Annotated in this window: 11 protein-coding genes; 8 read left to right on the forward strand and 3 right to left on the reverse strand. The window is 33.2% G+C overall.

What is annotated here, in order from left to right; translation table 11 throughout:
- Positions 1–298: 298 nt before the first annotated feature.
- Positions 299–1510 carry a tail fiber domain-containing protein gene (locus BUB80_RS06350; RefSeq protein WP_073291956.1) on the reverse strand — a complete coding sequence of 404 codons (1212 nt, stop codon included), beginning with the start codon at positions 1508–1510 and terminating at the stop codon, positions 299–301.
- 453 nt (positions 1511–1963) lie between these two features.
- Positions 1964–2986: a 3-oxoacyl-ACP synthase III family protein gene (locus tag BUB80_RS06355; RefSeq protein ID WP_073291958.1), complete on the reverse strand. Its 1023-nt coding sequence runs from the start codon at positions 2984–2986 to the stop codon at positions 1964–1966.
- 73 nt (positions 2987–3059) lie between these two features.
- Here BUB80_RS06355 and BUB80_RS06360 point away from each other — a divergent pair, with 73 nt between their 5' ends.
- From BUB80_RS06360 to BUB80_RS06385, 6 genes are all read left to right on the forward strand, one after another.
- Entirely contained in the window at positions 3060–3959 is a 900-nt protein-coding gene (locus BUB80_RS06360; RefSeq protein WP_073291960.1) for a magnesium transporter CorA family protein, read from the forward strand.
- Positions 3960–4161: 202 nt separating this feature from the next.
- Positions 4162–5748: a patatin-like phospholipase family protein gene (locus BUB80_RS06365; RefSeq protein WP_073291961.1), complete on the forward strand. Its 1587-nt coding sequence runs from the start codon at positions 4162–4164 to the stop codon at positions 5746–5748.
- A 39-nt stretch (positions 5749–5787) separates the two neighbouring features.
- Entirely contained in the window at positions 5788–6456 is a 669-nt protein-coding gene (locus tag BUB80_RS06370) for a DUF4919 domain-containing protein (RefSeq protein WP_073291963.1), read from the forward strand.
- Positions 6457–6960, forward strand: coding sequence for a DUF2199 domain-containing protein (locus BUB80_RS06375; RefSeq protein ID WP_073291965.1), 504 nt, complete (start codon positions 6457–6459; stop codon positions 6958–6960).
- Positions 6961–7065: 105 nt separating this feature from the next.
- Positions 7066–7398 carry a hypothetical protein gene (locus tag BUB80_RS06380; protein WP_139262568.1) on the forward strand — a complete coding sequence of 111 codons (333 nt, stop codon included), beginning with the start codon at positions 7066–7068 and terminating at the stop codon, positions 7396–7398.
- Between the two features lie 23 nt (positions 7399–7421).
- Entirely contained in the window at positions 7422–7838 is a 417-nt protein-coding gene (locus BUB80_RS06385; RefSeq protein ID WP_073291968.1) for a hypothetical protein, read from the forward strand.
- Positions 7839–8108: 270 nt separating this feature from the next.
- Here BUB80_RS06385 and BUB80_RS06390 read toward each other — a convergent pair whose 3' ends face one another.
- A complete protein-coding gene (locus tag BUB80_RS06390; RefSeq protein WP_073291970.1) occupies positions 8109–8639 on the reverse strand; it encodes an NAD(P)H-dependent oxidoreductase in 531 nt (176 codons plus the stop codon).
- A gap of 91 nt (positions 8640–8730) precedes the next feature.
- Between BUB80_RS06390 and BUB80_RS06395 the strand changes: the two genes are divergently transcribed.
- Complete coding sequence (locus BUB80_RS06395) at positions 8731–9099, forward strand: winged helix-turn-helix transcriptional regulator (protein WP_073291972.1); 369 nt, start codon at positions 8731–8733, stop codon at positions 9097–9099.
- 148 nt (positions 9100–9247) lie between these two features.
- Positions 9248–9757 carry a hypothetical protein gene (locus BUB80_RS06400; RefSeq protein ID WP_073291974.1) on the forward strand — a complete coding sequence of 170 codons (510 nt, stop codon included), beginning with the start codon at positions 9248–9250 and terminating at the stop codon, positions 9755–9757.
- Positions 9758–10111 lie beyond the last annotated feature (354 nt).

The following is a 10111-nucleotide window of genomic DNA, read 5'->3' on the forward strand; positions in this document are numbered from 1 at the left end:
CTTATATTAATCTTTTATTTCATCGGAAACAAAAGATATATCACAAAATGAATTTGATAATAAATATAACAATTATAGGGATTATAGGCACTTGCAATTGCATAAAGTAAGCTAAGTGATTGGGAAAAACAGATTAAAAACAACCATTTTATCTCCTAAAATATCTAACAACGAAAAAAGACGAGCCACAATGACTCGTCTTTTTCTTTTGAAGACTGATTAACAATTTGTTATTATTATTTAATTAAAAATTGTAATCGTATGAATTAATGATAGAAATAAATCAACCAGATTCTTCCTATTTAGTTTTTAAGTTTAGAGCATCAATAAGTACCTGCTGTGCTTCCACTTTCTTTGTTAGGTTATCAATCATTTTCTGTTGTTCCTGAATTGCTTTTGTAAGTACAACAGTCATTTCTGCGTAATTTACTCCCAACGTTTTCATATTATCATTCGCTGTGACTACAAGTTCCGGGATGGCCTCTTTTACTTCCTGTGCTACAAACCCAATTTTTCTATCGTGGCTCAGTTTTTCATCTTTATATTTATAAGAAATAGTACGTAAGCCCAATAGTTCTTTTAAGCCATAAGAATTGTCTGTGATGTCTTTCTTTATTCTAATATCGGAAGGTGTTATTGTTCCTGAAGCCAAGATATTTCCGACAACCTGTAACATTTCAGTAGGGTCAGCTGTTCCTGTACCAATTCCTACAAATCCTGAATTAGCATTTATTCTTACACGTGGTATTTGCGCCCCTCCTGTAGAAACTGATACGAAAAAATCATCTCCCCCACTAGCCGCTGGTCTTGTACGAATAGAACCTATCTCCCAACTAGGACCTCCTGAAGTGGGACCATTATTAGAAAACCCTAATGCTGCTTTATTTCCTGTCGTCATGACAGCCGTATTTCTTAATCTTAAAAGCGCATCATCGGCAGTATTTGGTATTGGAGCATCCATTAAGTTAAAACTAAAGCCAGATGAAGAATTGGCAGCACTCACTGTATGTAATGTATTAACAGGAGCTGTTGTTCCTATCCCCACCCTATTATTGGCAGCATCTACAGAAAAGGTAGGTGCATTGATGGAATACATATTAGTAGATGTTCCAGTAAAGGCTAATGTATTAGCATTTTGTGCTACTATACGGTTTCCTGAAAGTGCTCCGTCTGAATTATACAAGTTAACAGGAAGCTTTATCCAAGCTGCACCATTATAGTAATAGTAGCCAATAGTATCAATATTAACTGCAGTACCCGCCTGAGTACCTGTAGCAACACTATTTACGTAAACTAAAGTAGAAGTTGGAGTTCCTGTCATACTTTGGGCTCTTTGTCGGTCTACACGAGGAACAAGAAGTCCATCTACATTACTCGTAGTTCCTGTTGTATTTTTAGCCGTTACATCCAGTGAGGCTGCTGGCACAACGGTATTAACACCTACCTGAGCATTAGTTTTACTACAAAATGCTGATAGTGCAATAATAATTGATAAACTGAATTTTTTCATATTTTAAGTTTTAAATAAATTACAATTGAGGGATTGTAAAAATACAAAAAAAACAGCTAAAAATAATAATACACACTACATATAATATAAATATTAACATATAATGAATACAAATGTGTTTTTTTAGTGAAATAAAAATTTAGATTGGAAAATTGAATTTAACAAAAAAAGCAATAAACAAAAGGATTATAATTATAGACTATGCCATAAAGTACGTTAATTAATTAGAAAAAATATATTGTAAAAAATCGCTTTATCAAGTAAAACTTTAACATTAAAAAAGACGAACCCCTAACTCCTCTTTCGATTTGAAGATTGTACAACACTTGTTATGTTGCTTAATTGATAAGCATATAAAAAATTACTTTTACCAAAATATTAATCTAAATAGCTTTGGAAAACAAAAAGGCGAGAAAAAAATTCTCGCCTTTGCTTATATTGACATCAATTATTCTAATATTCAAATAAAATACTTCCCCAAGTGAATCCACTCCCGAAAGCGGAAAGAAGAACTAAATCTCCTCTTTTGATTTTACCCAGCTCAATGGCTTCGCTTAACGCAATAGGAATAGATGCTGCCGTTGTATTTCCGTATTTCTGAATGTTATTGTGAATCTTTTCATCTGGCAACCCAAATTTCTGTTGCACAAACTGCGCAATTCTTAAATTCGCCTGATGTGGGATAAACATATCAAGATCTTCAATGGTTTTTCCTGCTTTGTCCAACGCTTCCTGCATGGTTTCAGGAAATCTTGTTACCGCATGTTTGAATACGAAATTACCGTTCATGATTGGGTACACTTCTTTATCCGTTACATTCTCAGGTTCCTTTCTCATTCTGTCGCTCCATCCGTATTTAGAACCCGGGAACTGCGTACACAATTCATCAGCATATTTTCCTTCAGAATGCATGTTCATTGCTAAAATATCTCCAGCATTGGCATCTTCCGTTGCAGAAAGAACAATTGCTCCTGCCCCATCTCCGAAAATTACAGAAACCCCTCTTCCTTCATCAGAAAAATCTAATCCGAAAGAATGAATTTCAGCGCCTACCACCAATATATTTTTATAAGTTCCTGATTTAATAAAAGCATTAGCTACACTCATCGCATACACAAACCCTGAACACTGATTTCTAACGTCCAATGCCCCAATGGTATCACAACCTAACATATCCTGAAGCAACACTCCACATCCAGGAAAATAATAATCCGGAGAAAGAGTAGCAAAAATAATATAATCTATATCTTTAGCCGTTAAACCAGCTTTTTCTATTGCTTTTTCAGAGGCTTTAAAACCTAAATAAGCGGTTGTTTCCTGAGAGTCATTTCTATTAACACGGTGTCTTCTTTCCTTAATACCAGTTCTTTCCGTGATCCATTCATCATTTGTGGTCATTAATTTGGCTAGATCATCATTCGTTACAACATTATCCGGCACATAAAATCCGATCCCTTTTATTGTACTTTTAATCATATAGTTTTTTAATTTTGGCAAAGATAAAACTTATTTAACACATAGTATTTCAAAATATTAGTATTTTTACTTTATGCCAATTGATACGATATACAGAGACTCCCAATGCGAATGGGTGGATGTAGAAGCTCCCACAGCGGAAGACATGAAATTTCTTCACGAAAGATATGAGATCAACAATCTCCTTCTGGAAGATACCTTAGACCCTAATCACCTACCCAAATACGAAGAAGACGGAAACGTGAAGTTTTTCCTCTTTCGAGAAAGCACCGAACTTGAAAGAAAAAACCTGAACACCATTAGCGACATCAGTACCAAGATTGGCGTTTTTTTGTTGGATAAAACTATCATTACCATCCACCGGATGAAAACGAAAAGTATTAATGAAACGAAAAAACAACTTTCCAATTCAAAAGAAGAAACCACGGCGCAGAACATTGCATTAATGATTGCTTTACTGATGATGAAAAGTTTTGATGATGAGGCGGTAAGCTTAATGGAAACGATGGATAATATTGAAAATGAGATCTTCCTTAAAAATACAAACCACACCAATCAGATCCGAAGATTGTATAAACTGAAAAGAAAATCCGGATTAAATTCCAGAGTCTTAACCATCTCAACAGATGCCATTGATAAATTCAAACTGTTAGGATTACAAGATTCTGAAGTAGTAGATTTAAAAGATAAACACAAAGATGTTGTAGCAGATTTTGATCATCTCAACATCCAAATTACCAACTTAATCGGGATGTTTTTAGCGCTTTCAGATCAAAAAGCAAATCAGGTGATGAAAGTGTTGGCCATCTATTCCGTTTATTTTTTACCAATCACTTTTATTGCAGGTGTTTACGGGATGAACTTCGAGAATATGCCTGAATTGCATACCCAACATGGCTATTATTATACGCTAGGTTTAATGGCGCTGATCGTGATCTGTACTTTTATTTATGCAAGGAGGAAGCAATGGTAGGAATATAAATAAGCACTTGTTAATTTATTTTTTAAGTTAAACCAGCTAAACCGGACATGTCATTGCGAACCGAAGGTGAAGCAATCTTTTCTATTTTAAAATATTAAATTCAATATTATTTTTGAGAGATTGCTTCGTCGCTTCGCTCCTCGCAATGACACCATTTTTACGTTTACCATTAAGCAAAAAACCACTAACCACCATGAAAACCGATACCCTTAATACAATCATTAAAGAAAATGTTCTTTCTCAAGAATCAAAAGAAAAGCTCAAGGCTTTGCATGAAAACATTTCATCCAAAGAGTTTTCCGATCTTTTGGATGCTCATGGAAATCAATATGTAGAATTTGTGCAGGAAGGCGGCGGTGTTTGGGGAAGTGCATTGGTGGGTTATCTGTATGGATTGGAAATCTTCGGAGTTCGTTTTCTAAAAATTGCGGGAACGAGTGCCGGTGCAATCAATACCATGTTAATTGCTGCCTGCAAAACCAAAGAAGAATCTAAAAGTGAAGTTATAAAAGATATTCTTTTCAACTGGAACTTTGCTGATTTTATGGATGGAAAAACGTACGTAAAAACCACCATTCATGCGATGTTGAATAATAAAAATTTTCTAAAAATAAATGCCATTATTGCAGCTGTGATGATGATTATTCTTGTGATTATTCCATTTGCGCTTTCTTCGGAAACAACCCTGAATGCAAAACTCCTTTTTCTTGTTCCACTTATTCCCATTACCATTGCGTTCTTTTGTATTAAAAAGTTTTACAATGATTTCAAAAAACAGAACAGCGGGCTCAATCCCGGAAAAGTTTTCTTAGATCAAATGACGGATGTGATGAACGGATTCGGAATCAAAACAGTGGCCGAACTCAATGAAAAATTCATACAAAAAGAACATGAGCTTAACCTCAACTATCGTTACGGAAATAATCAGGAATATTATAACATCGCTTTACAAAGTATAGAAGCTATTAAAACAAAAAATATAGAACATATTGACCAGACTCAGTATAAAATATTCTACGAAAGTGCGGTTAATAATGATTATTACAAAAACAATCCGTTTTATTTACTTAAATCAGAATACATTGTTATCACCACCGATATCAATGCAAAAATAAAAGTTGAACTCCCAACAATGGCCAATTTATATTGGTCTGAGGAAGAACTGAAACGCATCAGTCCCGCCGAGTTCGTGCGTGCTTCCATGTCGGTTCCTTTCTTTTTTGAACCCTTCCAGAAAACAATTGATAAAAATGATGATTCAGTAAAATATGCATGGAGATTCTGGATGAATACTAAGCCCGAAGACATCTACCCTGTCGGTGTTTTTATTGATGGCGGAAGTATTTCTAATTTCCCCATTGATCTTTTCCATTCAAGCGATGTTTTTTATCCCAGAATGCCTTTGTTTGGTGTACAGCTCACCAATGATTCCGATATCCTTTCCGAGAAAGGAAAAACCAGTCAACAAATCCTGAAAACACCCTTTTCATTTGCCGGAAATATCATCGATACTTTAAAAGGTTTTAACGATAAATCATTTCTTACCAAACATACTTTTTACCATTTGTACAGCATTCAAACCGTAAATTGTGGAACCAGCAGCTGGCTTAATTTCTTTATGAAAAGAGAAGAAAAAGAAGAGCTTTTCAACAAAGGTTTTCTAGCCGCTCTGGATTTCCTTAATCAATTCGACTGGGAGAAATACAAATACGAAAGAATGATGCTTTCTATGAAAGAGAAAAAAATATTAAAGGAAGAGGATACGAAGACGGTGGGGTAAGGGAATTTGAGTATTTTTGAAATTATATTATAACAAATAATGAAACACTTTATCATTCTATTTTCTTTTATTCCTTTGCTCATTTTTAGCCAAGAAAATTTTAATTACAAAAGAGATTTTGAAAATATTTTAAAAGAAACAAAAAATAATAAATCAGACATTTATTATGGTAATCTTTTGGAAAGATATAATAAAATAGATACAACTCTTACTGATAAACAAATCTTATCTTTATTAATTGGATTTACGAGCAATAAGTTTTATAAACCCTACAAAGACATTAGTTTTGGAAGAAATTTATATAAACTTAATGATGAAAATAAATTCGATCAAGTGATAAAAGATGGTAATGAATTTCTTAAAAACCACCCTTTCGATATAAAAACCTTATATGAGGTATCTTATGCTTACTATAAAAAAAGTAATAAAGAATTCGCCAATGCATATCTCGTAAAAGCTAGAATGATTTTTAAATCTATGATTTACTCGGGAGATGCAAAATCAATAGACAACGCAGCATTTGCACTAAATTCCGCAGATGGGCAGGATTTTATAAATAAAGCAATGAGGGCTAATATAGGAAAGATGGGTTCCGGACAAGATAAAAATGGATATTTCATTGACATTCTAGATGCAAATCTTGAAGACGGCTCTACGGAGACTTTATATTTCATAATACCTCACGCAACTAAAAAAATGTTTGAATAAATGACGAAATACATCTGCCAATGCTGCGGCGAAGAAAAAGAAGACTGGCCTGCCATAGCTTATTCTGCTCCATATCCGTATTTTCAATTGTCTGAAGAAGAATTAGAAAACACAGAGTTAACCTCTGATTTGTGTATTATAAAGTATTCCGACGAAACCTGCTATTTTATTCGAGCCGTTCTTGTGCAGGAAGTCAATGACAGTTGCCAAGATCTTGAATATGGAATCTGGGTTTCGTTAAGTGAGAAAAGCTTCAATGAATACGTTGAAAATTATGACAATAAAGATTTTGAAGGAGGATATTTCGGATGGCTCTCCAACTATCTCCCTGATTATGAATTTAAAGAAAGTATTCCTACTGATGTATTTGTAAACAATACAATAGGAAGACCTTTTATTCATCCGCATGAAAGTTTTGACCATCCTTTTGTTAATGATTTCTATAATGGAATTTCAAAGGAAAAAGCGGAAAGGAGAATTGATATTGTTTTAAAAAGAAATTAAATGAATAGTCTTTTTAAAATAAAAAAATATATAACTGAAAATTTTTTTATCATAATATTAATTCTACTTATGTCGCTTTTCATTTTTGGTTTTATATATGAAAAAATGTGGATTAATAAAATGCTTGAAAGACCTAAATATACTGTTGCTATAGCCACTACAGATTGGCATCAGAAAAATAATAATGGTGTGGGAACAGATTACAGCTATAACCTCAATAGCAAAGTCTACAATGGTACAACTAACTTTTCATATAAAAAAGGAGATAGATTTTTAATCATCTATGATTCTGTAAAGCCTAAAAATGCGAAAGTACTTGATTTATATCCAATCTACGATGATTATGTAGGATTAAAAATCCCTAAAAATGGTTGGAAATATAGAGAAGTTCCTTTTGATATTGACAGTAATCAAATTAAAAAATATTTAAAAGATTAATATAATAATTTAAAACAAATTAGATGGATAAACCACTAGATACCTTTTATTTAGAATTGGTAGTTACTGCATGCCAAATGAGGGAAGATAATATATGGATGCAGGGAGATCTTGAAATTAGATTTAATACTGAGAAACCTTATGCTGACAGCGATATTATTAATACTGAAGAATTCTACAATAGTATATATTCTGACGGAGAATTTGAAATATTTTCATGTTGTTGTGGAGTTCCGGAATGCAGTGGATGGATTAAGGGTATAAAAGTTTCACATATTGACAACAAATATATAAAATGGATAAATCTTAATACCGGAAAAACATGGCTTTTTGAGAAAAAAAGACTTGAAGAAGGTCTTAAAGAGATTGAAGAAGAAGTTGAAAATTACAAAAAATTCTTTAAGGAAAAAGGCATTGATTATGTTGGATATGGATATTAATAATCACCTTTATTAAATTATATAGATTTCTCCTCCGTCGAAATGACAGACAGTATAAATCCTAAACTTCATTTTAAAACGCAAAGTTTTACTATACAACTATATTATTTTTAAGGAGCAAAGAAATACAACAAAGTCGCTGATGAACTAAACTTCTTAAGAATCAATTATATTGATTCACTTCTTTGCTCCCTTAAATACCCAGAGTTAAAAATAAATCTTTGCGTTAAAACACTTTCCTAAGGCAAACACAGGATACAAAATCAGTATCTACAACCCATCAATAAACTCAAAATACAACGGTATACTTCTTTCAATGGTTTCTTCAGAAGCGTCCTGCTCTATTCCGTAAAAGACAAACGGCTCTTTGTAGTCTGCTTTTATATAATCGAAGGTTAGTTCAAAAGGAGTTGTTAGTTCTTTCATCGTGTATTTATATTTTCCGGATGCGCTGTAGCCTTTTTCATCAATTCCTGCGGTGATGGCCAAAGAGATCTTTTTCCCTTCTACTTTGTACCCGCTTTTGCTTCCGTATGCCCAGCCATACAATACCACCTCATCAAACCATTTCTTTAAAAGTGGCGGACTGCTGAACCAATAAAACGGAAACTGAAAAACTATTTTATCATAAGATTCTATCAGTTTTTGCTCTTTTAGAATATCGATCTTTTCGTCAGGATATGCTTGGTATAATTCATGAACCGTATATTTTTCGGGGTATTTATTTAATTCATCAATCCATCTTTTATTGATGACAGATTTTTCTATTTGTGGATGAACGACTATAACTAATGTTTTCATTGTATTTAAATTTCTCTTGCAAAAATAATATACGTAACTTACATTTTCAATAGTAGTACCCCATTGTACGGTACTATAAAAAATGTAAGTAATGACTAAAATAAAGGAAACATCCACCAATTTTGCCAACAAAAAAGCCCTTGCTGACGTATGTCTGGAAATTTATGCCTCCAATGTTATTGGCGGACAATGGTCTTTAGCCATCTGCTGTTATCTCATCAACGGAAAGCTAAGGTTTGGCGAACTGAGAAAATGTCTTCCCAATATTACCGAACGTATGCTCACGCTTCAACTTCGCAAGCTGGAAGAAGATAAAATCCTTACAAGAAAGGTATTCGCAGAAGTTCCTCCCCGTGTTGAATATGAACTCACCGAGATTGGCTACAAACTAAAATCTATTATTGAAGAGCTCGAAAAATGGGGAAAAGAGCATAAAGAAATCCTGAATGTAGAAGATTAATAATTAATGAAAATAGAATCACATACATTAATTGCAAGTCAATATAATGATAGAATAAGCTAATATAAGTCATTCTTCAAATCTTATTTTTTATGAATAATTTTCGTAATTTTAAGTATTATTAAACACAATATAAACTAATTACGATATGAAAAATTCAATTCTTTTATTTCTGTTTTTTGCAGTAATCAGCTTTGGAAATTCACTGAATGCTCAGAAAATTACGGATGGTCAGACCCTAGAGGTCAACGGCATGAGCGTCACTTTTAACATTACCAATAAAGAAAGTATTGAGGCAGGCGGAAAACCTTATGACCGTTACAAAGTTTCTGCTACGGTAAAAAATACATCAGATAAATCATACAATATCAGATTGTCTTCCTTCCCACAAATTGTCAGTAATATTGGTCTTGTAGAATTAGACTGCATCAATGCAACCGGAGCCAAACTAACCTCAAAAAAGATTGAACTGAAAATGAAAGCACAGATCATCAATGTCACCTATTCTGCTTATGATAAATCAGGAAAATTTACCAATGGGATGATTCCTGTCACCGGAAGTTATTATTTTGATGCAGGAGATACTATTAGTGATCATGCTATTTTTATTGTTCCTCAGGGTCAGGCACCGGATGTTACGGTGAGAAGTTTGAAGTAATGCACTTTGTGTCATTCAGAGTGAAACGTGGAATCTTTTTAAATGTATAATAGATGCTTCGACTACGCTCAGCATGACATTTCTAATACTAACCGTATTATTTAACCGCAAATTTGTAGCAATGTTACGCTGAGCAGAGTCGAAAATTCTAGTAATAGTTGGTCTAAAATTATAATTTTCTAACACAAATTACACGAATATTATTCACAAATAACACAAACATTATTTTCAACAATATCAATAGGAACGGGCTTTAGCCCAATGTCATTAAGTTAGGTGATTAACATTCTGATTGTCAAATGATTAATCCTTTGTTTGCGATTGTTTTTTTCGTATATTTAACAGTGAATCAAT

The organism is Chryseobacterium polytrichastri (assembly GCF_900142445.1).
Classification (GTDB): Bacteria; Bacteroidota; Bacteroidia; order Flavobacteriales; family Weeksellaceae; genus Chryseobacterium; species Chryseobacterium polytrichastri.

Excerpts from the sequence above, each read along its gene's own strand:
- BUB80_RS06350 (WP_073291956.1), bottom strand. The coding sequence starts at position 1,510 with ATGAAAAAATTCAGTTTATCAATTATTATTGCACTATCAGCATTTTGT.
- BUB80_RS06355 (WP_073291958.1), bottom strand. The coding sequence starts at position 2,986 with ATGATTAAAAGTACAATAAAAGGGATCGGATTTTATGTGCCGGATAAT.
- BUB80_RS06360 (WP_073291960.1), top strand. The coding sequence starts at position 3,060 with ATGCCAATTGATACGATATACAGAGACTCCCAATGCGAATGGGTGGAT.
- BUB80_RS06365 (WP_073291961.1), top strand. The coding sequence starts at position 4,162 with ATGAAAACCGATACCCTTAATACAATCATTAAAGAAAATGTTCTTTCT.
- BUB80_RS06370 (WP_073291963.1), top strand. The coding sequence starts at position 5,788 with ATGAAACACTTTATCATTCTATTTTCTTTTATTCCTTTGCTCATTTTT.
- BUB80_RS06375 (WP_073291965.1), top strand. The coding sequence starts at position 6,457 with ATGACGAAATACATCTGCCAATGCTGCGGCGAAGAAAAAGAAGACTGG.
- BUB80_RS06380 (WP_139262568.1), top strand. The coding sequence starts at position 7,066 with ATGTGGATTAATAAAATGCTTGAAAGACCTAAATATACTGTTGCTATA.
- BUB80_RS06385 (WP_073291968.1), top strand. The coding sequence starts at position 7,422 with ATGGATAAACCACTAGATACCTTTTATTTAGAATTGGTAGTTACTGCA.
- BUB80_RS06390 (WP_073291970.1), bottom strand. The coding sequence starts at position 8,639 with ATGAAAACATTAGTTATAGTCGTTCATCCACAAATAGAAAAATCTGTC.
- BUB80_RS06395 (WP_073291972.1), top strand. The coding sequence starts at position 8,731 with ATGACTAAAATAAAGGAAACATCCACCAATTTTGCCAACAAAAAAGCC.
- BUB80_RS06400 (WP_073291974.1), top strand. The coding sequence starts at position 9,248 with ATGAAAAATTCAATTCTTTTATTTCTGTTTTTTGCAGTAATCAGCTTT.